We start from the raw sequence: 24,228 nt of genomic DNA, 5'->3' as shown, positions 1-24,228 counted from the left end.
GCCAGCGAAAGCGGTTTACGCAAGTGACATAGAGGTTGGCAGGCCCGGCCTCTTCGCTGGCAAGCCAGCTCCTACGAAGAGCTGGCGGTGTCCGGTCTTACGAATAGCGCAGAGCGGTAGCCGGCTCGATCTTCGCAGCCCGCCATGCCGGGTAAACCGTGGCCAGGAAGCTCATGACGAAGCCCGCCGTGCAGATCAGCGCCACGTCAGCGCCTTGCAGCTCGGACGGCAGGTTGCTGACGAAATACACATCGGAACTGAAGATGTGCTGCCCGCTGACCCGCTCGATCCAGCCCACCATCGCACTGACGTTCAACGCGGCAATCACGCCCAGCACACCACCGATCAAGGTGCCGACGATCCCGATCACAGTGCCCTGCACCATGAAGATCGCCATGATCTCCCGCGGCGTGGCGCCGATGGTACGCAGGATCGCGATGTCCGCGCCCTTGTCGTTCACCACCATGATCAGGGTCGCGATGATGTTGAACGCCGCCACCGCGACGATCATCAGCAACAGCAGGCCGATCATGGTTTTTTCCATTTTCATTGCGCTGAACAGGCTGCCCTGGGTGTGGGTCCAGTCGTCAGCCTTGTAGGCGGCGCCCAACCCCGTGGCGATATCGCTCGACACTTGTGGCGCGGCATACAGGTCCTTCACCGCCAGGCGCACGCTCTGCACCTGATTCGGCTCCCAGTGCTGCATCTGCGCGGCATCGGCCATGTGGATCAGCGCCATCGTGCCATCCAGTTCGGCACCGACCTTGAACACGCCGACCACATTCAGCCGTTGCATACGCGGGGTAATGCCGCCCGGCGCATTGCTGACTTCCGGCACGATCAGGGTGATCTTGTCGCCGACGTTCAAGCGGAAGCGGCGCGCCGTGATCTCGCCGATCACCACGCCGAACTCGCCCGGCTTCAGGGCTTCGAGGCTGCCCTGAACGATGTGCTTGGCGACGATCGACACCTGGCCTTCCAGCGCCGGGTCGACACCGCTGACCTGGATTGGCTGCATCGTGCCCTTGTAAGAGAGCATGCCTTCCATCTCGGTGAACGGCACCGCCGCCGTCACTTGCGGATTTTTCATCGCCGCCGCTGCCACCGGCTTCCAGTCGTCAATCGGGTTGACGCCGACGATGGTGGCGTGAGGCACCATGCCGAGGATGCGCGAGCTCATTTCGCGCTGAAAGCCGTTCATCACCGACAACACCACGATCATCGCCAGCACGCCGAGGGCGAGGCCGATCATCGAGGTCATCGAGATGAAGGAAACAAAGCGATTGCGGCGCTTGGCGCGGGTATAGCGCGTGCCGATAAAGATCGATAACGGTCTGAACATTCGCTGGGGCACCGTATAAGAATAAAAGACCCGACACCCTTTCAGGCATCGGGCTTCAGCCAATCAGATAGGAGTGAGGCAACCTTCCTGCAGGTGCAGGACGCGATCCATCTGGCGGGCCAGGTTCATGTCGTGGGTCACCACCAGGAACGCCGTGCGCATCGAGGTGCTGAGCTCCAGCATCAAGTCCTGGATCCCCTGGGCGGTGTGGGCGTCGAGGTTGCCGGTCGGCTCGTCGAGCATCACCAGGCCCGGTGTGTTCACCAGGGCGCGGGCGATGGCTACACGCTGACGCTCACCACCGGACAATTCGGCCGGCTTGTGCTCCAGACGATGGCCCAGCCCTACCCGCTCCAGCAATGCCGTGGCACGTTGACGCGCTTCAGGGATCGCCGTCTTGCCGATCAGCAGCGGCATGCAGACGTTTTCCAGGGCGGTGAATTCCGGCAGCAGATGGTGGAACTGGTACACGAAGCCGAGGGCGCGATTGCGCAACAGGCCGCGTTTCTTCTCGCTCAGCGCCGACAGTTCTTCGCCGTCGAGCCAGACGCTGCCCTTGGTCGGTGTATCGAGGCCGCCCAGCAGATTGAGCAAGGTACTTTTGCCCGAGCCCGACTTGCCGACAATCGCCACACGCTCGCCCGGATGCATTTCCAGTTGCAGACCGGCCAGAACCTCTACCGACTCCGGACCTTCCTCGTAGGATTTGCCCAGGTTGCGGCAGCTCAAGATTGCTTTATCACTCATGCCCGACTCACTCATAACGTAGCGCCTCCGCCGGCTGGGTGCGCGCGGCACGCCAGGCTGGATACAGGGTGGCGAGGAAACTCAGGACCAACGCCGCGGAGCAGACCATCACGACGTCCTGGCTCTGCACCTGCGACGGCAGGTAATCGATGAAGTACACGTCGGCGTTGAGGAACTTGTGACCGATCAGGCCTTCGAGGGCCGAGATCGCGGCACTGACATTCAACGCGGCGAAGATGCCGACCACGGCGCCAATGGCCGTGCCGACCACGCCAATCACGGTGCCCTGCACCATGAACGTGCGCATGATCGTACCCGGCGTAGCGCCCAGTGTGCGCAGGATCGCAATGTCGCCCTTCTTGTCGTTCACCACCATCACCAGCGTGGAAATGATGTTGAACGCCGCGACGGCAACGATCAGCAGCAACAACAGGCCGATCATGGCTTTTTCCATGCGGATCGCCTGGTACAGGTTACCGTGGGTACGGGTCCAGTCCCGGGCATAGTAGCGGTCTTCACCAAGATCGCGGGCGATGCTCCATGCGGTACGCGGTGCCTGGAACAGGTCGTCGAACTTCAGGCGCAGGCCCTGGACCTGATCCGGTTTCCAGCGATGCAGCCGGGCCAGATCCTGCAGGTTGGTGACGCCGAGATAGCCATCGAGCTCACCGGCGCCGACATGGAAAATGCCGACCACGGTAAAACGCTTCATGCGCGGGAACATCCCGGCCGGGGTCACGGTGACCTCCGGGGCAACGAAGGTCAGCTTGTCGCCGACGGCCGCACCGAGCTTGGCCGCGGCCTTGTCGCCGATGACGATGCCGAACTCACCCGGCACCAGATCGTCGAGTTTCCCCTGGGTCATGAAGTGATCGATGATCGACACCTGGCGCTCTTGCGCCGGGTCGATGGCATTGAGCAGGACTTTCGAGACCTTGCCGTTATTGGTCAGCAAACCCTGCATTTGCGTAAACGGCGCCACGGCCGTCACCTGCGGGTTTTGCTTGACCTTGGCCGCCAGGTTTTGCCAATCGCTGATCGGCTCGCCGGACTCGATGGTCGCGTGGGGCACCATGCCCAGCACACGGGTGCGCATCTCATGATCGAAGCCGTTCATCACCGACAGCACCACGATCATCACGACCACGCCAAGGGCGAGCCCGATCATCGAAGTCAGGGAAATGAATGACACAAAATGATTGCGACGCTTTGCACGGGTGTAACGCGTGCCGATAAATACGAAGAGAGGTCTGAACATGTCGGGGCTTGTTCGGAGGGAAAAGGAACGTCCTTGTGGCGGGGGTCGATAACCAGCTTTACACTCAGACCACCGCCGCTACCATGGGTTCGCCATGTCGACATTAGATGAAGAAGATCGCCGCGAATACTACCGTATCGAGGATACGATCGCACTGGAAATTCGGCCCCTGACCGCTACTGAAGCGGCAGGCCAGGAAGTGTTGCAAGATGCTTCCCCGCTCTTCAACTTGCTCAGCGAACTGCACCTGAGCGAATTCGAGTCGCAACACCTGTTGCGCCAGATCAGCGAACGCGACCGGACGACCGCCGCATTCCTCAAATCCCAGAACAAACGCATCGATTTGCTGAGCCAGGTGATCGCCATCACTGTGCTCGGGCAAATCGGCGAGCCGCAGCCGGTGATCATCTCCGAAGGCGGCATCGACTTTCAGCATCCATCGCCCATAACCACCGGCGCACGCCTGTCGGTCAAGCTGGTGCTGATGCCGCAAGCCCTGGGCCTGCTATTGCGCGCTCGCGTCACCCATTGCGACCGCAAGGGCGATGGTTATGACGTCGGTACCGAGTTCGAGCACCTGACCGACGCCCAGCGCCAACTGTTGGCCCGCCACATCTTGCAAAAGCAGGCCCAGGAACGACGCCTGGCCCGCGAACTACTCGAATCAGGCAATTAATTTAAGGAAGAACCGTGACCCTCATCTACGGCCATCGCGGCGCCAAGGGCGAAGCACCGGAAAACACCCTGACCAGCTTTCAGGAATGTCTCAAGCACGGCGTGCGTCGCTGCGAACTGGACCTGCACCTGTCCATGGACGGCGAGCTGATGGTCATCCACGACCCGACCCTCAAACGCACCACTGACCGTCGCGGCAAGGTCGTCGAACACACGGCGGCCGAGCTTGTGACCTATGACGCACGCAAGGGCGGCCCGGGCTGGATCAAGCCCTGCCCGATTCCGACGCTGGAAGAACTGTTCGAGAAATGCGACTTCGATCACTGGCAGCTGGAAGTCAAAAGCGCATCACGGATGCGTGCCGCAACCACCGTGCTGGCGATTCGCGAAATGGTCCAGCGTCATGGCCTGATGGACAAGGTGACCATTACATCGAGTTCACGCGAAGTATTGAAGGCAGCACTGGAACTGGTCCCGGACGTATCCCGCGGGCTGGTCGCCGAGTATGCCTGGCTCGACCCGCTGAAGGTCGCGGCCAGCTATGGCTGTGAGATTCTGGCGCTGAACTGGACCCTGTGCACGCCGGAACGCCTGCAACGGGCGCAGCGTCAGGGGCTGCATGTGTCGGTGTGGACCGTCAACGAGCCTGCGCTGATGCGCAGACTCGCCGACTTCGGCGTTGACAGCCTGATTACAGACTTTCCCGGTTTGGCCACCGCCACGCTCGAGAATTGCTGAAATCGGTCTCCCCGGCCGGCTCAGGCCACCGGCCGGAGCCGCTCAAAAAAGCCGGTTGAGGCCGTCGTACGCCGCTACCCGATAGGCTTCGGCCATGGTCGGGTAGTTGAACGTGGTGTTGACGAAGTACTTGAGCGTATTCAGTTCGCCCGGCTGGTTCATGATCGCCTGACCGATGTGCACGATCTCCGACGCCTGATAACCGAAGCAGTGAACGCCCAGCACTTCCAGGGTCTCACGGTGGAACAGGATCTTCAGCATGCCTTGCGGCTCGCCGGCGATCTGCGCCCGCGCCATGCTCTTGAAGAACGCCTTGCCCACTTCGTATGGCACCTTGGCCTGGGTCAGCTCCTGCTCGTTCTTGCCGATCGAGCTGATCTCCGGAATGGTGTAGATGCCGGTCGGCACGTCGTTCACAAAGCGCCAGCTACCGTTATCGACGATGCTGCCAGCAGCCGAACGCCCCTGGTCGTGGGCGGCACTGGCCAGGCTTGGCCAGCCGATCACGTCACCGGCGCCGTAGATGTTCGGCACGCAGGTGCGGTACGCCTCGTCGACTTCGATCTGGCCACGGCTGTTGACCTTCACGCCGATGTTTTCCAGACCCAACTGATCGGTGTTGCCGGTACGACCGTTGCACCAGAGCAAGGCGTCGGCTTTGATCTTCTTGCCGGACTTGAGGTGCAGGATTACGCCATTGTCCACGCCTTCGACGCGGTCATAGTCTTCGTTATGGCGAACCGTGATGTTGTTGTTGCTGAAGTGATAACTCAGGGCCTGGGAAATTTCCGAATCGAGGAAGCTCAGCAACTGACCACGGTTGTCCACCAGTTCGACCAGCACACCCAGACCGCTGAAGATCGAGGCGTATTCGCAACCGATCACGCCAGCGCCGTAAACGATGAGTTTGCGTGGGGTGTGGCCGAGACTGAGGATGGTGTCGCTATCGTAGATACGCGGGTGGTGGAAATCGATGTCCGCCGGACGATAAGGACGCGAACCGGTAGCGATGATGATGTGCTTGGCCACCAGTTTTTCGACCACGCCGTTGGCGCAGACCACTTCGATGGTTTGCTCGTCGGCGAAGCTGCCGGTGCCGAAGAACACGTCGACGCGGTTACGCGCGTAGTAGCCGGTACGCGAAGCGACCTGTTTGGAGATGACTTTCTCGGCGCTTTTCAACACGTCCGGGAACGAGAACCAGCGCGGTTCACCAATGGCCCGGAACATCGGGTTGGTGTTGAACTGCATGATCTGCCGCACCGAGTGACGCAGTGCCTTGGACGGGATGGTGCCCAAGTGAGTGCAGTTGCCGCCGACCTGGCGACGGCTATCGACCATCGCCACCTTGCGCCCTGCCTTGGCGGCGTTCATTGCCGCGCCTTCCCCCGCCGGGCCGGAACCCAACACCACCACGTCGTAGTTGTAGACAGCCATGCGTACTCCTCAGAACAGGCCGCGGCACCCTCGGCACCTGCGGCTAAATCACGCCAATCTGTGGCATGAAGGAACAATTTGGGGCCAGTGCAGAACCCGGACACAGTCTATAGAAGCGTCAACGCCGCGCACATTAACCCTTGGTCGCGTCGTAGGCTACTTTTGCCTGCACTACAACGCCAGTTTTCAATGCTCAAATCGCCACAATCACTTGGCTTTTTCGCCACTGAGGCGTTCAAAAGCGTGACTGCTGCGTGTGACGAAACCTGTATCGGCACGAATCACAAAAAATGCACCGATATCGTGCTTTTCTGCGTAGTCCCAACCGCGCTCCGGGCCGAGAATCAGCAACAACGTCGATAAGCCGTCGGCCATCAACGCCGAAGGATGAATGACCGTGACGGACGCCAGGCCATGTGAGACCGGCGCACCGGTACGCGCATCGAAGGTGTGGGAAAAACGCCGACCGCCCTGCTCGAAGTAATTCCGGTAATCGCCGGAGGTGGACAGGCCATAACCGTCGACAAGCATGACGCGCTCGGCCACCTGCCGGTCATCCCGAGGCTCTTCCAGTGCAACACGCCATGGCGAACCGTCAGCCTTCCTGCCGGACGCCTTGAGCTCCCCAGTGGCTTCGGCGAGATAATCGTGAATGCCCATGGCCTCGAGCCTTGCGGCAATCCTGTCCACCGCATAACCGGCGGCGATGCTGTTGAAATCGACCTCGACGGCGGCATCCTTGCACAGCTGGTCGCCATCGATGCGCAAATGTTGGTGGCCGACGCGCTTGCGGACTTCAGCGAGCGCTTCGGCGGTCGGGACCTTTTCCTCACGGGCCTGCGGACCAAATCCCCAGAGGTTCAGCAACGGCTCCACCGTCAGATCGTAGGAACCGTCGCTTTGCACCGACAGTTGCTCGCCCACACGGACCAGTTCGAGGATCGGCGCAGGCATCACCTGACAACGGTTGGCCGGCAATGCGTTGAAGCGTTCGATGTCGGAATCGCTGCGGTAAGTCGACATTTGCCGGTCGACCTCGGCCAGGATCTTTTCGACTTCAACCTGGACGACTGCCGGAGCGGGAAGACCGGCGTGACGGACGTATTTGATCGACCAAGTGCTGCCCATGGTCGGTCCGCCCAAGGCTTCCAGGGAGTCACCATTGCCGCAGGCCGCCAACATGCCGAACAGCACAAAGAAAATGCTCCGCCACCGGATCAACAAATGCTGCATCTCCCGACCATGCCCCTGACACAACGCCATGGCACGCCATTATGCGCCACCTCTGTAGGAGCGGGCTTGCCCGCGAAGGACGTGAATGATGACGCGCGCTGCCTGGAGAACCGCGCCGCCTGTGATTTTTTCGCGAGCAAGCTCGCTCCTACGGAAACGTACAAACAAAAACGCCCCGACCAAGGCCGGGGCGTTTTCATGTGCAGCTAAGGCTTAGCGCGGGAATGCTGGCGGGTTTACACCGGCCATGTCTTCCATCACGCGAACCACCTGGCAGCTGTAACCGAACTCGTTGTCGTACCAAACGTACAGAACAACGCGGTTATCCTGGGTGATGGTCGCTTCAGCGTCCACTACGCCTGCGTGGCGCGAGCCAACGAAGTCGGTGGAAACCACTTCCTGGGAGCTCACGTAGTCGATCTGCTTGTGCAGTTCCGAGTGCATGGCCATCTGGCGCAGGTACTCGTTGATCTCTTCGCGGGTGGTGGCCTTTTCCAGGTTCAGGTTCAGGATGGCCATCGACACGTTCGGCGTAGGAACGCGAATCGCGTTGCCGGTCAGCTTGCCCTTGAGCACTGGCAGCGCCTTGGCGGCTGCGGTGGCGGCACCGGTCTCGGTGATGACCATGTTCAGCGGCGCGGCGCGGCCACGACGGCTGCCCTTGTGGAAGTTGTCGATCAGGTTCTGGTCGTTGGTGAACGAGTGAACGGTTTCGACGTGGCCATTAACGATGCCGTACTTGTCGTTGACTGCCTTGAGCACCGGCACGATGGCGTTGGTGGTGCAGGAAGCCGCCGAGATGATCTTGTCGTCAGGGCTGATGTCGCCGTGGTTGATGCCGTGAACGATGTTCTTCAGCGCGCCCTTGCCAGGTGCGGTGAGGATTACGCGGGCAGCGCCCGGGCAGGCCAGGTGCTGGCCCAGGCCGTCGGCGTCACGCCACACACCGGTGTTGTCGACGATCAGCGCATTTTCGATGCCGTACTGGGTGTAGTCGACTTCGGCCGGGCTCTTGGCGTAGATAACCTGGATCAGGTTGCCGTTGGCGGTGATGGTGTTGTTGGCTTCGTCGATGGTGATGGTGCCATCGAACGGACCATGGACCGAGTCACGACGCAGCAGGCTGGCGCGCTTGACCAGGTCGTTCTCGGCGCCCTTGCGGACAACGATGGCGCGCAGGCGCAGGCCGTCGCCACCACCGGTTTTCTCGATCAGGATGCGTGCCAGCAGACGGCCGATACGACCGAAGCCGTACAGGACAACGTCGGTGCCTTTGCGGGCGGAAGCGTTCTGCTGGCCAACCACGTCGGCCAGCTCTTCACGGACGAACTGCTCGGCACTACGGCCATTGGCTTCGGCCTTGAATTTGCCCGCCAGCTTGCCCAGGTCTACCGAGGCGGCGCCGAGCTTGAGCTCGCTCATCGCTTTGAGCAGCGGGAATGTTTCGTGGACGGAGAGTTCGGTTTCGTCGGTCTGGCGATGACGGGCAAAGCGGTGTGCTTTGAGGATCGAAATCACCGAGCGGTTGATCAGGCTGCGGCCATAGATCGAGCTCACCACGTTGTTATTGCGGTAGAGCTGACCGATAAGCGGAATCATCGCTTCTGCGAGTGCTTCACGGTCGATCCATTCACCAAGACACTGGTCGGGCTTCTGAGTCACGGGAACCTTCCACATGTAGGGGCAGAAAAAAGGGGCTACATTATGCCGCCGAGTGACAGCGGTAGCAATGCGCGCCCGTCGTGCTTTACGTAACAAATCGTCGTTCAAAAAAATTACGCCTCGCTCAAGCCCAATAAAACCGGGGCTTTCAGCACAGTCAATTTTTTGGAGCCAAAATCTCCTTATCCGTAACCCTCCGTAACACTCGTTGTTTTTGCCACTACATATTCATTAATTCTAGGTAAAAAAGCGCAGAATTTTGTCTTTACCACTACATTTCGCCAAACCCGTGCTTTAGACACAGTCAGCAACTGACAGGCGGCATCGTTGACCGCTACAATTACCGACTTTGTCGCAACGCTTGGAGCTCAACCTTCCGTGCCCGTTCTGCGTCTACCGCTTCTCCCTGCCGCGGCAGGTAAACAGCACTGGGGCAACCTGCCCGGTGCCGCCCTGAGCCTGGCCATTGCCGAGGCCGCCAGCGCTGCCAAGCGCTTTACCCTGCTGCTGACCGCCGACAGCCAAAGTGCCGAACGGCTGGAACAGGAGCTGGGTTTCTTCGCCCCGGATTTGCCCGTATTGCACTTTCCTGACTGGGAAACCCTGCCCTACGACCTGTTCTCACCGCACCAGGACATCATTTCCCAACGTATCTCGGCGCTCTATCGACTGCCGGAGTTGAGTCATGGCGTGCTGGTGGTGCCGATCACCACGGCCCTGCACCGCCTGGCGCCCACCAAATTCCTGCTCGGCAGCAGTTTGGTGCTGGATGTCGGCCAGAAGCTCGACGTCGAGCAAATGCGCACCCGGCTTGAAGCCACCGGTTATCGCTATGTCGATACCGTGTACGAGCATGGCGAGTTCACGGTCCGCGGCTCGTTGATCGACCTGTTCCCGATGGGCAGCAAGCTGCCATACCGCATCGACCTGTTCGACGATGAAATCGAAACCCTGCGCACCTTCGACCCGGAGAATCAACGCTCCATCGACAAGGTCGACTCGGTCAAACTGTTGCCGGCCAAGGAATTCCCGCTGGAGAAAGAAGCCGTGACCCGCTTCAAGGCGCGTTTTCGCGAGCGCTTCGATGTCGATTTCCGTCGCTGCCCGATCTTCCAGGACTTGAACAGCGGGATCACCCCGGCCGGTATCGAGTACTACCTGCCCTTGTTCTTCGAAGAAACCTCGACGCTGTTCGATTACCTGCCACAGGACACGCAAGTGTTTTCCCTGCCGGGCATCGAACAGGCCGCCGAGAATTTCTGGAACGATGTGCGCAATCGCTATGAAGAGCGCCGTGTCGATCCATCCCGTCCTTTATTACCGCCAGCCGAGCTGTTCCTTCCAGTGGAAGACTGCTTCGCGCGCCTGAAGAACTGGCCGCGCGTAGTGGCCAGCCAGCAGGACATTGAAAGCGGTGGCGGCCGCGAGCGCTTCCCGGCTCGAGAACTGCCGAACCTGGCCATCGAAGCCAAGGCCACCCAGCCATTGGCGGCACTGGCTGGTTTCCTCGACGAATTCCCAGGACGCGTGCTGTTTACCGCCGAATCCGCAGGCCGCCGCGAAGTGCTGCTGGAACTGCTGGAACGCCTGAAGCTGCGCCCGAAAACCGTCGACAGCTGGCCGGACTTTGTCGCCGGCAAGGAGCGCCTGGCGATTACCATCGCGCCACTCGATGAAGGCCTGCAGCTCGACGACCCGGCCCTGGCCCTGGTTGCCGAAAGCCCGTTGTTCGGCCAGCGCGTGATGCAACGTCGCCGTCGCGAAAAGCGTGCCGATGCCAACAACGATGCGGTCATCAAGAACCTCACCGAGCTGCGCGAAGGTGCGCCGGTGGTGCATATCGACCACGGTGTCGGCCGCTATCTGGGCCTGGCGACCCTGGAAATCGACAACCAGACCGCTGAATTCCTCGCTCTGGAATACGCCGAAGGCGCCAAGCTGTATGTGCCGGTGGCCAACCTGCACCTGATCGCCCGCTACACCGGCAGCGACGACGCCCTGGCCCCGCTGCACCGCCTCGGCTCCGAGACCTGGCAGAAAGCCAAGCGCAAGGCCGCCGAACAGGTGCGCGACGTGGCCGCCGAGTTGCTCGACATCTATGCACGTCGCGCAGCCCGTGAAGGCTACGCCTTCGCCGATCCGAAAGCCGACTACGCCACCTTCAGCGCCGGCTTCCCGTTCGAAGAAACCCCGGACCAGCAAACCACCATCGAAGCGGTGCGCGACGACATGCTCGCGCCCAAGCCCATGGATCGCCTGGTGTGCGGCGACGTCGGCTTCGGCAAGACCGAAGTGGCGATGCGCGCCGCGTTCATCGCGGTGCACGGCGGTCGTCAGGTGGCGATCCTGGTACCGACCACCCTGCTCGCCCAGCAGCACTACAACAGCTTCCGCGACCGCTTCGCCGACTGGCCGGTGACCGTGGAAGTGATGAGCCGCTTCAAGTCGGCCAAGGAAGTGAACGCGGCCGTCGCGGACCTGGCCGAAGGCAAGATCGACATCGTCATCGGCACGCACAAGCTGCTGCAGGACGACGTCAAAATCAAAAACCTGGGCCTTGTGATCATCGACGAGGAACACCGTTTCGGCGTGCGCCAGAAAGAACAGCTCAAGGCGCTGCGCAGTGAAGTCGACATCCTGACCCTCACCGCCACGCCGATTCCGCGCACGCTGAACATGGCGGTGTCGGGCATGCGCGACCTGTCGATCATCGCCACACCGCCGGCCCGTCGCCTGTCGGTACGCACTTTCGTCATGGAGCAGAACAAGAGCACGGTCAAGGAGGCCCTGCTGCGTGAGCTGCTGCGTGGCGGTCAGGTCTATTACCTGCACAACGACGTGAAGACCATCGAGAAATGCGCCGCCGACCTCGCCGAACTGGTACCGGAAGCACGAATCGGCATCGGTCACGGGCAGATGCGCGAACGCGAACTCGAACAGGTGATGAGCGACTTCTATCACAAGCGCTTCAACGTGCTGATCGCCTCGACCATCATCGAGACCGGCATCGACGTACCGAGCGCCAACACCATTATCATCGAACGCGCCGACAAGTTCGGCCTGGCACAGTTGCACCAGTTGCGCGGCCGGGTCGGACGCAGCCACCACCAGGCGTACGCCTACCTGCTGACGCCACCGCGCCAGCAAATCACCCCGGACGCGGAAAAGCGCCTGGAAGCGATTGCCAACACCCAGGACCTCGGCGCGGGCTTCGTCCTCGCCACCAACGACCTGGAAATCCGTGGCGCCGGTGAACTGCTCGGTGACGGACAGAGCGGGCAGATCCAGGCTGTCGGTTTCACGCTGTACATGGAAATGCTCGAGCGCGCAGTGAAGTCGATCCGCAAGGGCGAGCAACCGAACCTCGATCAACCGCTAGGCGGTGGCCCGGAAGTCAACTTGCGGGTACCGGCGCTGATTCCGGAAGACTACCTGCCGGATGTCCACGCCCGCCTGATTCTGTACAAGCGCATTGCCTCGGCCACCGATGAAGACGGCCTCAAGGATTTGCAGGTGGAGATGATCGATCGTTTCGGCCTGTTGCCGGAACCGACCAAGAACCTGATCCGCATCACGGCGTTGAAGTTGCAGGCCGAGCAGCTGGGCATCAAGAAAGTCGATGGCGGTCCCCAGGGCGGTCGCGTCGAGTTCGCCGCACAGACGCCGGTCGACCCGCTGACCCTGATCAAGCTGATCCAGAGCCAGCCAAAACGCTACAAATTCGAAGGCGCCACGATGTTCAAGTTCATGGTTCCGATGGAGCGCCCGGAAGAGCGCTTTAATACTGTAGAGGCACTCTTCGAGCGCCTCGTTCCGACAACTGCTTGAAGGACGCCGCATGCGCCTGTTTCGCTCACTGACCTTGCTGACCCTGTTGATGCCGGCACTGGTCGCACCTACGGCATTTGCCGATGACCTGTATCAGGTCGAAATGATTCTGGTCCGTCAAAACGCTGTGCCGGCGATTGTCAGCCGTGCCGCACCGGAAGACTGGGCGGCTGGCGCCCAACCCGTCAGCCCCGACAGCCTGCGCACGCCAAGCCTGAACGGCGAGGTCGAAAAACTCACCAGCAGCGCTGACTACACAGTGTTGCTGCACAAGGCCTGGCAACAGACCCTCGGCGAAGCTGGCAGCAAAGTGGCGATCAGCGACGGCAAGGAACAATATGGTCAGTTCCCGATCGAGGGCACGCTGAACATGAAGCTGGGGCGCTTTACCGACGTCGACGCCGACTTCTGGGTCAATCAGATCGATGCCAATGGCATGGTGACCGCCAGCGAGCGCTTGAAACAGGAAAGCCACACCAAGAACGGCCAGCTGAACTTCCTCGACAACGGCCACCTGGGCCTGCTGATCAAGATCACCTCGCTGACCGCTCCAGCCCCTCGGCCAGTCCCCGAAGAAATTCCGGACTGATCGAGTCCTTATGTCAGCGACCCTGAGCAAACCCCTGGCACCGTCCTGGGTCAGCCGATTCAAGGAACAGAGCCTGGAGCGTGGCCGCCGCTACGCGCTGGAGAATCGTGTCAGGATCGTTGAAGCAGGCGACGCCACTATCATCGCCGCCTGCGAAGGCTCTGGCGGTAACGTTTACCGTCAGACCATTCGCCTGCGCGAGTCAGCCAAGGGCACTCTGCTGATGGTCGACGCCACATGCTCCTGCCCGGTCCACAACAACTGCAAACATTGCGCAGCGGTGCTCCTGCAAGTGCAAGAAACCCTCGACTACCCCGCCGCCGCCAAAGACGCCGAACTCCTGGAAAAACTCCAGGCCGTCCTGGAAAACCGCAGCCCGAAAGCCCCGCCACAAGTGTTGGTGGACAATGTGCAACCCGTTCCGCGCCTGTGGCTGGCCAGCATCGAGTTCAGCGCGTTCGAACCGCGCAACGGGCGAATGCAGCGTTACATTCAGCATCGTGCGGCGCTGTCTTTCAGTTACCTGGACGAATACGTTTGCGGTCAGAAAAACGCCGACATCCTGATTCGTCAGGAAACCCAGACCCTGCGGATAAAACGCCACCCGGAAGTGGAGCAGTCCTACCGGGAACAGCTGCGAATCCTCGGCTTCAAAGTGGCCACCCGGCAAAGCAAGGCCTTGCCGGAAAGTGCCGGCGAGCTGTTCGAGATGGTCAATGACAGCGCCTGGCTGACCTTTACCCTCAATGAACTGCCGAAGTTGCGCACCCAAGGCTGGGAATTGCAGATCGACGAGGACTTCGGTTTCGACCTGACGGCGGTAGACGACTGGTACGCCACAGTCGAACAGGTACCGGAGCGCGACTGGTTCGACCTGGAACTGGGGATCATCGTCAATGGCGAACGCCTGAGCCTGTTGCCGATCCTGCTCAACCTGATGCGCTCCCACACCGAAATCCTCAACCCGGAACGCCTTGCCCGACGCCGCGACGACGAGCTGATCCTGGTCAATATCCCCAATCGCCCGAACTCCGAACACGGCCCACTGCAAGTCGCCCTGCCCTTCGGCCGCTTGAAGCCAGTGCTGGCAACCCTTGGCGAGTTCTACCTGCAGGAACCCGGCGAAACCACGCTGCGCCTGAGCAAGGCCGATGCCACGCGCCTGAACCCGCTGGAAGACATGCCGCTGCTCTGGGAGGGGGGAGAACAGATCCGCACCTTTGCCCAGCGTCTGCGCGACATCAAGGACCATACGGCCACCGCCCCGGACGGTCTGAATGCAACGCTACGCCCGTATCAGCTCGAAGGCTTGAGCTGGATGCAATCACTGCGACAGCTGGAAGTGGGCGGAATTCTCGCGGACGACATGGGCCTGGGCAAAACCCTGCAGACACTGGCGCACGTTCTGAGCGAGAAAAACGCCGGGCGCCTCGATCGGCCGTGCATGGTCGTGATGCCAACTAGCCTGATCCCCAACTGGCTCGACGAAGCGGCGCACTTTACGCCGCAGCTCAAAATACTGGCGCTGTACGGTGCCAGCCGCAAGAAGCACTTCGACAAGCTGGCCGATTACGATCTGATCCTGACCACCTATGCGCTGCTGCCCAAGGATGTCGAACGCCTCGCGGCGCAGCCCTTGCACATACTGGTGCTGGATGAAGCGCAATACATCAAGAACCCTGGCAGCAAGGCCGCCCAGGCTGCCCGCGAGCTCAATGCGCGGCAGCGCCTGTGCCTGAGCGGTACACCGCTGGAAAACCATCTCGGTGAACTGTGGTCGCTGTTTCACTTCCTATTGCCCGGCTGGCTGGGCGACGTCAAAAGCTTCAACCGCGATTACCGCGTGCCGATTGAAAAACGCACCAGCGAGGCCAGGCTTCAGCACCTCAACGGCCGGATCAAGCCGTTCCTGCTGCGCCGCACCAAGGAACAGGTGGCCACCGAGTTGCCGCCGAAAACCGAGATCATCCACTGGGTCGAGCTCAACGAAGCCCAACGCGATGTCTACGAAACCATGCGCCTGGCCATGGACAAGAAAGTCCGCGACGAGATCACCCGCAAAGGCGTGGCCCGCAGCCAGATCATCATCCTGGAAGCGCTGCTCAAGCTGCGTCAGGTGTGCTGCGATTTGCGCCTGGTGAACGAAGCGACCCTGCCAAGCCGTGGCAGCACGTCAGGCAAGCTCGACAGCCTGATGGAAATGCTCGAAGAATTGTTCGAGGAAGGTCGGCGGATCCTGCTGTTCTCCCAGTTCACTTCAATGCTGTCGCTGATCGAAGACGAACTGAACAAACGTGGTGTGGCCTACGCCCTGCTGACCGGCCAGACCCGTGACCGCCGCACACCCGTGAAGGAATTCCAGAGCGGCAAGCGTCAGATATTTCTGATCAGTTTGAAGGCCGGTGGCGTAGGCCTGAACCTGACCGAAGCGGACACGGTGATTCATTACGACCCGTGGTGGAACCCGGCGACGGAAAACCAGGCGACCGACCGAGCGTATCGCATCGGCCAGGAGAAGCCGGTGTTCGTTTACAAAATGATTGCCCGCGGCACGGTGGAAGAAAAGATTCAGCACCTGCAAAAGGAAAAATCCGACCTCGCGGCCGGCGTGCTGGATGGGCGCAAGGCCGGGGACTGGAAACTGCAGAGCGATGATATCGAGGCGCTGTTTGCGCCGCTGCCGAAAAACCTCGAAAAACGCTGAGATTTGCGGCGCATGAACCGGCCTCTTCGCTGGCAAGCCAGCTCCTACAGTGAGCGCGTCGAACACAATCTCTGCGAACGACACCAATCCTGTAGGAGCTGGCTTGCCAGCGAAAGACGCAACTCGGTACCCAGCGAACTCAGCCCCTGAGCACCCGCGCCAACGTCGATTTCACCTTGCCCATGCCATCATGCAAGGCCTGCTCGATCTCGGCCATGGTGATCACCGCCGTCGACTTGCCCGCCGCCGGGTTCACCACCAGCGCCAGGCAGGCGTAATCCAGTTCCAGTTCGCGGGCCAGGGCAGCTTCGGGCATCCCCGTCATACCGACGATGTCGCAGCCATCGCGCTCCAGCCGGGCGATTTCAGCCACTGTCTCCAGGCGCGGCCCTTGAGTGCACGCATACACGCCATGACTGCTGTAGCCCACGCCTTCCGCTGCCAATGCCGCGATCAGTTGCTGGCGCAACGGTTCGCTGTAGGGGTAGCTGAAGTCGATATGGGTGACGTGCTCCAGATCATCGGCAAAGTAAGTGTGCTCACGACCGCTGGTGTAGTCGATCAACTGATGCGGCACGCAGAAATGCCCTGTGCCCATGGCGCAATGAATGCCACCCACGGCATTGACCGCGAGAATCGCCTGCGCCCCGGCCTGCTTCAGCGCCCAGAGGTTGGCCCGGTAGTTGACCTGATGCGGCGGAAAACGATGGGGATGACCGTGACGTGCAAGGAACAGCACTTCCTTGCCGGCATATTCGCCGATCTGAACGTCGGCCGAAGGTGCGCCGTAAGGCGTGTCCACTGTCAGTGACTGACGAATGCTCAGGCCTTCGAGCTGAGTCAGGCCAGTGCCACCGATAATCGCGTAAACCGTCATAACGAACAGTCCTTAATCAATCAATTGAGCTTCTTTGAGCGCGCCAACAGCGGTCAGCCAGCGCGGGTCCTGACGGTATTCGGTGCTGGCGAACGACTGGCCGCGCATCCGCGCAATACGCTCGGATGGCTTGACCTTCAACCTTTGGGCAGCGCTCAGGGCGAGCTCGGCTGCCGCACGGTCGTTGCACACCAGGCCCATATCGCAACCGGCAGTCAGCGCTGCCTCGATTCGACTGGCGGCATCGCCGGCCACGTGAGCCCCCGCCATGGACAAGTCATCACTGAAAATCACCCCGTCGAATTGCAACTCGCCACGCAGGATTTCCTGCAACCAGCGACGGGAAAAACCGGCCGGCTGGGCGTCGACCTGTGGATAAATCACATGGGCCGGCATGACCGCGGCCAGTTGCTTGCTCAATTTGGCAAACGGCACCAGATCGTTGGCACGGATCTCATCGAGACTGCGCTCATCATTCGGGATCGCGACGTGGGAATCCGCTTCGGCCCAGCCGTGGCCGGGGAAGTGCTTGCCGGTGGCCGCCATGCCGGCGCTGTTCATCCCGCGGATGAATGCACCGGCCAACCGGGCGGCGCGCTCCGGGTCACCCTCGAACGAACGGGTACCCACCACCGCGCTGCGTTGGTAATCGAGGTCGAGCACCGGGGCGAAACTCAGGTCCAGGCCAACGGCCAACACTTCGGTCGCCATGATCCAGCCGCACTGCTCGGCCAGGTATTCGGCGTTCGGGTTGTCGGCAATGGCGCGCATGGCGGGCAGACGCACGAAACCCTGGCGCAGGCGCTGCACGCGGCCGCCCTCTTGATCCACCGCCAACAGCAGATCGGGACGAATGGCGCGGATGGCTGCACTCAGCTCGCGCACTTGACGCGGATGCTCGATGTTACGGGCAAAGATGATCAAGCCACCCACTTCGGGCTGGCGCAACAATTGGCGATCTTCGGCCGTCAGCCAGGTACCGGCGACGTCCACCATCAACGAGCCTTGCAAGCCAGCAGTCATAGTTTTTCCTTGATAACAGAAAACCCGTCCCACACGAATTCGCCGCCAGGGGCAGTGCCCGGCAGGTCGGCGGTATCGATGGAAAACGGGTTCAGAACGAGAGTCGGCATGGGCGGCTAGCTTAGCGGATGTCAGCTGCCGCGCCCACCCGTGTACGGTTAAACCTTGGCGGCAACCGGTGTCGATTTACTGCGTGGACGCAACTGGGCTGTGGCCATGGCCGCATCCGTCACACCGGATTCGGCGCGCATGCCGGCGGCCAGAAATGGCACCATCAGACGCATGACCTGCTCGATCGAGGTGTTCACGCCGAAGTCGGTTTCGGCAATCGCCCGCAAGGCCTTGATACCGGACATGCTGAACGCTGCAGCACCCAGCATGAAGTGCACGCGCCAGAACAGTTCGATGGGGGGAATGCGCGGCGCCGCTTCGTTGACCAGCATCATGTAGCGGCGGAACACCTTGCCGTACATGTCTTCCAGATAACGACGCAGGTGCCCCTGGCTCTGACTGAACGCCAGCCCCAGCAAACGCATGAAGATAGACAGGTCGTTGCCGCTGCGCGGCTGCACCACCAGCGCCTGCTCGACGAGGATTTCCAGCAACTCTTCGAGTGTCGGCCTGATGTCAGGCTTGGCCTGACGCCGCTCCAGCTCTTTATCGAGACTAATGCAGAACGGCCCGAGGAACCGCGAGAAAACCGCCTGGATCAACGCCTTCTTCGAACCGAAGTGATAGTTCACCGCCGCCAGGTTGACACCTGCCTTACTGGTGATCAGACGCAACGAGGTTTCAGCGAAACCTTTTTCCGCGAACAACTGCTCGGCGGCATCAAGAATGCGTTCAACGGTTTCCGACTGGGCCATGGCTACTCCGCCTGACAAACACTTGTTTGAAACATACGTTTCAGCCTGTGCCTTGTCAAGTCTGGCAGTTCGTTTTGGGAATGGTCGGTCAGACATTTAACCACACAACGACAAAGCTTCAATCCACTGACTGATTGACCGTCCGGCGGCGACTGAAAAATGGAGCATTGCCAAGACCGCCTTACTGTATATAATCCCAGTCACTGTATAAAAAAACAGAGCGATCAATATGCTAAAGCTGACGCCACGACAAGCAGAGATTCTGGCTTTCATCAAACGCTGCCTGGAAGACAACGGATATCCACCCACCCGCGCGGAAATCGCTCAGGAACTGGGTTTCAAGTCACCCAATGCGGCGGAAGAACACCTCAAGGCGCTGGCCCGCAAGGGTGCCATCGAGATGACGCCTGGCGCCTCCCGTGGCATTCGCATCCCTGGCTTCGAAGCCAAGGCCGACGACTCCACCCTGCCGATCATTGGCCGGGTCGCAGCCGGTGCCCCGATTCTTGCGCAGCAACACATTGAAGAGTCCTGCAACATCAATCCTGCCTTCTTCCATCCGCGCGCCGACTACCTGCTGCGCGTCCACGGGATGAGCATGAAGGATGTCGGCATTTTCGACGGCGACCTGCTGGCGGTCCACACCACCCGCGAAGCCCGCAACGGCCAGATCGTGGTTGCGCGAATCGGCGACGAAGTGACCGTCAAGCGCTTCAAGCGTGACGGCAGCAAAGTCTGGCTGATCGCCGAGAACCCCGAGTTCGCCCCTATCGAAGTGAACCTTCAAGACCAGGAACTGGTGATCGAAGGCTTGAGTGTCGGCGTCATTCGCCGCTAAAGGAGGCACCATGCAGTTCCCACAGACATCACCACAGCAAGCCCAACTGTCGTTGTTCGAAGCGTTCATGGCACAGCCATTGGCGCCGATTCTGAAAGACGTAGTCGAGTCCCCCTGGAACGCCGAACCTGACGTTTTCAGCGAGCTGTCACTGCGTGGTGCAGCCGGGAACTGCCTGAGCCTTCTGGCCCCCATCCTCAGGGAATTGAGTCAGGACCAGGATGCACGTTGGCTGACATTGATCGCGCCGCCCGCCAGCCTGACTCAAGCCTGGCTGCGAGATGCCGGCCTCAACCGCGAACGCATCCTGTTGCTGCAACCGCGGGGTAGCCAGAGCGTCCAGCAACTGACCTGCGAGGCACTGCGCCTGGGTCGTAGCCACACGGTGGTCAGCTGGATCAACCCACTGAACCCCCAATCGCGGCAACAGTTGATCAGCGCCGCCCGCACCGGGGACGCTCAGAGCCTGAATATTCGACTGGGTTAACTGACAGGCAAGACGCGGGCTTCGCCGCGCGAGGCTTCTCCAGGGACAGAGAAGCCGATGAGTAGCGATATCAAGAAAAACGACAGACGGGGATCAATGCAGAACCCGCGTCCCCTCTTCCTTGTCGAATTCGCCTTCAACCAAGCGACCTGCCATCTGCACACCGACGCTCAACATCGCCTTGGCGACTTCCACGTGTTGCCCTTGCAGGAACGCTTTGGCGTCCTCAGAGAAATCCAAAGTAACCAGAGAACCCTCGTCCTCGGCCCTGCGCAGCTCGATTCGGCCGTCTGGTAACTCGACAATTTCTAGAAAGGACGTTGGCATAAAGGACTGTTCTCCACGAAAGGCGGGGATTATATAGGCATCGCTCGGGCTTCGCTTGGGATCTTGACCAGATGTCATCACCCGACTGCGAGTATCAGCACTCATTCAACCCTTCACGAAACCGGATCGCCAACGCTTTCAGGTTCTGACGCCAGCTCTCCAGCTCCTCCCGACTCAGCTCCTCCGGCGCGTCCTCTTCATCCAGATTGACAGCCTGAATCAGTGGCTGAGTCACGTCCCCTTTCGGCTTGTGCGGCGCACGTGGCGGCTGAAACAGCGCAGCGTGGGCGGCCAACAGTCTGGCCAGCCAGGTTTCCGGGTTATTGGCCAGCTCGACCATCTCGGCCATTTCCGGAATGGCGATGGATTCCAGCACCTCGCGAGTCAGCAACAACTCTGCACGGGACGCATTGGCCTGAGGCAAGCGATAGAAACCGGCGATTTCATGACACAGGCCCAACAGCGCGCCGTACAGGTGAAACAGCGCGGATTCGCGTCCGGCCTGGATCAGCGCCAGCGAATTCATCGCCCGACTTTCTTCAGTACGGGCCAGTGCTTCCAGCGACAAGCCGGCGAAGTAAATCTTCTGATTGGTGCGGGTATAGAGTTCGTGGGCCATGACGGCAGCCTCCACAACGAATAATTGCTTCACGCAGGTATGACAGTGTCGTGGATCAGCCGATCCGACCGCAAGCCCAAAACAAAAAGGCCGCATGAAAACCCGAGGGTTTCCATGCGGCCTTGCGCACTGACTGTAGGAGCGAGCTCGCTCGCGATGTTCGTCAACGATGACGCGGGCCTACTGGATGCCCGCGTTGCTCTCAGGTCCATCGCGAGCAAGCTCGCTCCTACAGGGGGTTTGGCGGCGTTAAGCCTTGGCTGCCGGACGCTTATCCTCGACCGCCCACTTACCACCGTCGTAGAACGCTTTCCAGCCAGTCGGCTTACCGTCGACCTCGGTCTGCACGTACTGCTCCTTGGTCTTGCGACTGTAACGAATCACAGCCGGGAGGCCATCCGGGTCTTTCTTCGGCGCTTCGCAGAGGAAGTGATACTTCGGATCGATTTCATCCTTGTGCGGGATGATTTCCATCACCAGCGGAGCACGCGTCTCGCGGTTTTTCGGGAACTGGCTGGCCGCCAGGAACAGGCCGGATGCACCGTCGCGCAGAATGTAGGTGTCGTTGACCTTTTCGCACTTCAGCTCAGGCATCTTCACCGGATCCATCTTCGGCGGCGCCGCATCACCGCTCTTCAGCAGTTTGCGGGTGTTCTTGCAGGTGGCGTTGGTGCAACCGAAGAACTTGCCGAAACGGCCCGTCTTGAGTTGCATTTCGCTGCCACACTTGTCGCATTCCAGGCTCGGACCTTCATAGCCCTTGATGCGGTAAGTGCCCTCTTCGATTTCGTAGCCATCGCAATCCGGGTTGTTACCGCAGATGTGCAACTTGCGCTTCTCATCGAGCAGGTAGGCATCCATCGCCGTGCTGCAGATCGGGCAGCGATGCTTGCCACGCAATACCAGCGACTCCGATTCACCCTCGTCGTCTGCGGCAATTTCATCGCCCGGCACCAGGTTGACGGTGGCCTTGCAGCGTTCTTTCGGTGGCAGGCTGTAGCCCGAGCAACCGAGGAACACACCGGTCGACGCAGTACGGATCTGCATTGGGCGACCGCAGGTAGTGCACGGGATGTCAGTCATCACCGGCTGGTTGGCACGCATGCCGCTTTCCGGGCTTTCGGCCACTTCGAGTTTCTTCTTGAAGTCGCCGTAGAACTCGTCGAGCACGTTTTTCCAGTCACGTTCGCCCTGGGCCACGTCATCGAGATGCTCTTCCATGCCCGCGGTGAAACCGTAGTCCATCAGATTGGAGAAGCTCTCTGCCAGACGCTCGGTGACGATGTCGCCCATCTTTTCCGAGTAGAAGCGACGGTTGTGCAGCGCCACGTAGCCGCGGTCCTGGATGGTCGAAATGATCGCCGCGTAGGTCGAAGGACGACCGATACCGCGTTTTTCCATTTCCTTCACCAGGCTGGCTTCCGAGTAACGCGCCGGCGGTTTGGTGAAATGCTGGGATGGATCAAGCTTGATCAGCTTCATCGCGTCGCCCTGGGCCATGTCCGGCAATACGTCGTCGTCGCCCGGCTTGGCGATTTGCGGCATGACACGGGTGTAACCGTCAAACTTCAGGATGCGGCCCTTGGCGCGCAGCTCGAAGTCGCCAGCACCGACAGTGACGGTGGTCGACAGGTACTGCGCCGGCAGCATCTGGCAAGCGAGGAACTGGCGCCAGATCAGCTCGTAAAGGCGCTCAGCGTCACGCTCCATGCCCGACAGCTTGCTTGGCTCGGTATTGGCGTCGGACGGACGAATCGCTTCGTGAGCCTCTTGTGCGCCTTCTTTGCTGCTGTAGACGTTCGGGGTTTCCGGCAGGTACTTCTTGCCGAATTCGCCTTCAATATAGGTACGCGCCATCGCCACGGCATCAACCGAGAGGTTGGTGGAGTCGGTACGCATGTAGGTGATGTAGCCGGCTTCGTACAAACGCTGGGCCATCATCATGGTTTTCTTCACACCAAAACCCAGGCGGTTGCTCGCGGCCTGCTGCAGGGTGGAGGTGATGAACGGTGCCGACGGCTTGCTGCTGGTCGGTTTGTCTTCGCGCTTGACGATGCTGTAGCTGGAAGCCTTGAGCTTCTCCAGCGCCGCCATGGCCTGGGCTTCATTCAGCGGCTTGAAGGCTTCGCCTTTCTCGCGGGCCACGTCGAAACGCACGGTCGCGCCCTTGGCGGTGCCCAGGTCAGCGTGAACTTCCCAGTACTCTTCCGGGATGAACGCGCGGATTTCACGCTCACGCTCAACCACCAGCTTCACGGCAACCGACTGCACGCGACCGGCGGACAGACCACGAGCGATCTTGGCCCACAGCAGGGGCGAAACCATGTAACCCACGACACGGTCGAGGAAGCGACGCGCCTGCTGGGCGTTGACACGGTCGATATCCAGCTCGCCCGGCTGGGAGAAAGCTTCCTGAATCGCCTTCTTGGTGATTTCGTTGAACACCACGCGCTTGTAGCGGCTGTCGTCACCACCGATGGCTTCGCGCAGGTGCCAGGCAATGGCTTCCCCCTCGCGGTCCAAGTCGGTTGCGAGATAGATGGTGTCAGCATCCTTGGCGAGCCGGCGCAGCTCTTCGATGACTTTTTCCTTGCCCGGGAGGATCTCGTACTTGGCCTTCCAGCCATGATCCGGATCGACACCCATGCGCGCGACCAGCTGCTTGCGCGCCTTTTCTTTCGGCGACAGTGCCGGCGCTTCACCCGCAGCAGCCTTGCCGCGCTTGGCGGCTGGCTCTTTGCTGGCGCTAGCCGAACCGCTGGTGGGCAGGTCTCGGATATGGCCGATACTCGACTTCACCACGTATTCGTTGCCCAAATACTTGTTGATGGTCTTGGCCTTAGCCGGGGATTCCACAATGACCAGCGATTTGCCCATGGATCGGAAAATTCCTGAATTCGAGAAGTGAAAGGCGATTGGCGCCTGACGCGGCACCGCTATATATAGTGGCAACAAGGTGAGGTCAAGCGCAGGGTTTT

At 60.6% G+C, this 24,228-nt stretch carries 19 protein-coding genes; 7 read left to right on the top strand and 12 right to left on the bottom strand.

Annotated features, from left to right (window positions below; all coding sequences use genetic code 11):
• Positions 1-97: 97 nt before the first annotated feature.
• The 3 genes from PMI31_RS27510 to PMI31_RS27500 form a co-directional block, all read right to left on the bottom strand.
• Positions 98-1,342, bottom strand: a complete 1,245-nt coding sequence (locus PMI31_RS27510; RefSeq protein ID WP_008023047.1) for a lipoprotein-releasing ABC transporter permease subunit — start codon at positions 1,340-1,342, stop codon at positions 98-100.
• 63 nt (positions 1,343-1,405) lie between these two features.
• A complete protein-coding gene (lolD, locus tag PMI31_RS27505) occupies positions 1,406-2,089 on the bottom strand; it encodes a lipoprotein-releasing ABC transporter ATP-binding protein LolD (protein ID WP_177323586.1) in 684 nt (227 codons plus the stop codon).
• Between the two features lie 7 nt (positions 2,090-2,096).
• Positions 2,097-3,347, bottom strand: coding sequence for a lipoprotein-releasing ABC transporter permease subunit (locus PMI31_RS27500; protein WP_008023035.1), 1,251 nt, complete (start codon positions 3,345-3,347; stop codon positions 2,097-2,099).
• Between the two features lie 94 nt (positions 3,348-3,441).
• Between PMI31_RS27500 and PMI31_RS27495 the strand changes: the two genes are divergently transcribed.
• On the top strand, positions 3,442-4,023 hold the full coding sequence (locus PMI31_RS27495) for a PilZ domain-containing protein (RefSeq protein ID WP_008023033.1): 582 nt from the start codon (positions 3,442-3,444) through the stop codon (positions 4,021-4,023).
• A 14-nt stretch (positions 4,024-4,037) separates the two neighbouring features.
• Positions 4,038-4,760 (top strand): glycerophosphodiester phosphodiesterase, encoded by a 723-nt coding sequence (locus PMI31_RS27490; protein WP_007984279.1) that lies wholly within the window; start codon positions 4,038-4,040, stop codon positions 4,758-4,760.
• 42 nt (positions 4,761-4,802) lie between these two features.
• On the opposite strand, the gene sthA is transcribed toward PMI31_RS27490, so the two are convergent.
• The 3 genes from sthA to PMI31_RS27475 form a co-directional block, all read right to left on the bottom strand.
• The gene (gene sthA / locus PMI31_RS27485) at positions 4,803-6,197 is read right to left on the bottom strand and encodes a Si-specific NAD(P)(+) transhydrogenase (RefSeq protein WP_007984277.1); all 1,395 of its coding nucleotides are present in this window, start codon (positions 6,195-6,197) and stop codon (positions 4,803-4,805) included.
• Between the two features lie 207 nt (positions 6,198-6,404).
• Entirely contained in the window at positions 6,405-7,430 is a 1,026-nt protein-coding gene (locus PMI31_RS27480; protein ID WP_052037672.1) for an FAD:protein FMN transferase, read from the bottom strand.
• Positions 7,431-7,643: 213 nt separating this feature from the next.
• On the bottom strand, positions 7,644-9,107 hold the full coding sequence (locus tag PMI31_RS27475) for a glyceraldehyde-3-phosphate dehydrogenase (protein WP_008023028.1): 1,464 nt from the start codon (positions 9,105-9,107) through the stop codon (positions 7,644-7,646).
• 363 nt (positions 9,108-9,470) lie between these two features.
• On the opposite strand from PMI31_RS27475, the gene mfd reads away from it, so the two are divergent.
• Genes mfd through PMI31_RS27460 form a run of 3 tightly spaced genes read left to right on the top strand, consistent with a single transcriptional unit; the run spans position 9,471 to position 16,213 of the window.
• On the top strand, positions 9,471-12,920 hold the full coding sequence (gene mfd / locus PMI31_RS27470; protein ID WP_008023026.1) for a transcription-repair coupling factor: 3,450 nt from the start codon (positions 9,471-9,473) through the stop codon (positions 12,918-12,920).
• Positions 12,921-12,930: 10 nt separating this feature from the next.
• On the top strand, positions 12,931-13,509 hold the full coding sequence (locus PMI31_RS27465; protein ID WP_008023024.1) for a CsiV family protein: 579 nt from the start codon (positions 12,931-12,933) through the stop codon (positions 13,507-13,509).
• A gap of 10 nt (positions 13,510-13,519) precedes the next feature.
• A complete protein-coding gene (locus PMI31_RS27460; RefSeq protein WP_008023022.1) occupies positions 13,520-16,213 on the top strand; it encodes a DEAD/DEAH box helicase in 2,694 nt (897 codons plus the stop codon).
• Between the two features lie 139 nt (positions 16,214-16,352).
• Here PMI31_RS27460 and PMI31_RS27455 read toward each other — a convergent pair whose 3' ends face one another.
• The 3 genes from PMI31_RS27455 to PMI31_RS27445 all read right to left on the bottom strand — a co-directional run bounded on the left by PMI31_RS27455 (position 16,353) and on the right by PMI31_RS27445 (position 18,979).
• A complete protein-coding gene (locus PMI31_RS27455; RefSeq protein WP_008023020.1) occupies positions 16,353-17,090 on the bottom strand; it encodes an S-methyl-5'-thioinosine phosphorylase in 738 nt (245 codons plus the stop codon).
• Between the two features lie 12 nt (positions 17,091-17,102).
• On the bottom strand, positions 17,103-18,113 hold the full coding sequence (gene nagZ, locus PMI31_RS27450) for a beta-N-acetylhexosaminidase (protein WP_008023017.1): 1,011 nt from the start codon (positions 18,111-18,113) through the stop codon (positions 17,103-17,105).
• 158 nt (positions 18,114-18,271) lie between these two features.
• Positions 18,272-18,979 (bottom strand): TetR/AcrR family transcriptional regulator, encoded by a 708-nt coding sequence (locus PMI31_RS27445; RefSeq protein ID WP_008023015.1) that lies wholly within the window; start codon positions 18,977-18,979, stop codon positions 18,272-18,274.
• A gap of 229 nt (positions 18,980-19,208) precedes the next feature.
• On the opposite strand from PMI31_RS27445, the gene lexA reads away from it, so the two are divergent.
• Together lexA and sulA are read left to right on the top strand one after the other, a co-directional pair.
• Positions 19,209-19,817: a transcriptional repressor LexA gene (gene lexA, locus PMI31_RS27440; RefSeq protein ID WP_007974043.1), complete on the top strand. Its 609-nt coding sequence runs from the start codon at positions 19,209-19,211 to the stop codon at positions 19,815-19,817.
• Positions 19,818-19,827: 10 nt separating this feature from the next.
• Positions 19,828-20,304: an SOS-induced cell division inhibitor SulA gene (sulA, locus tag PMI31_RS27435; RefSeq protein ID WP_008023013.1), complete on the top strand. Its 477-nt coding sequence runs from the start codon at positions 19,828-19,830 to the stop codon at positions 20,302-20,304.
• A 93-nt stretch (positions 20,305-20,397) separates the two neighbouring features.
• Here the strand turns inward: sulA and PMI31_RS27430 are convergent, their stop codons facing one another.
• The 3 genes from PMI31_RS27430 to topA form a co-directional block, all read right to left on the bottom strand.
• Complete coding sequence (locus PMI31_RS27430) at positions 20,398-20,631, bottom strand: hypothetical protein (RefSeq protein ID WP_008023011.1); 234 nt, start codon at positions 20,629-20,631, stop codon at positions 20,398-20,400.
• Between the two features lie 94 nt (positions 20,632-20,725).
• The gene (locus PMI31_RS27425; protein WP_008023010.1) at positions 20,726-21,250 is read right to left on the bottom strand and encodes a DUF6586 family protein; all 525 of its coding nucleotides are present in this window, start codon (positions 21,248-21,250) and stop codon (positions 20,726-20,728) included.
• Positions 21,251-21,499: 249 nt separating this feature from the next.
• Entirely contained in the window at positions 21,500-24,127 is a 2,628-nt protein-coding gene (topA, locus tag PMI31_RS27420) for a type I DNA topoisomerase (protein ID WP_008023008.1), read from the bottom strand.
• Between the last annotated feature and the right edge of the window lie 101 nt (positions 24,128-24,228).

Origin of the sequence: Pseudomonas sp. GM55 (assembly GCF_000282395.1) — a bacterium.
Lineage (GTDB): Bacteria > Pseudomonadota > Gammaproteobacteria > Pseudomonadales > Pseudomonadaceae > Aquipseudomonas > Aquipseudomonas fluorescens_CC.
This window is presented reverse-complemented; position numbering and strand designations above follow the sequence as displayed.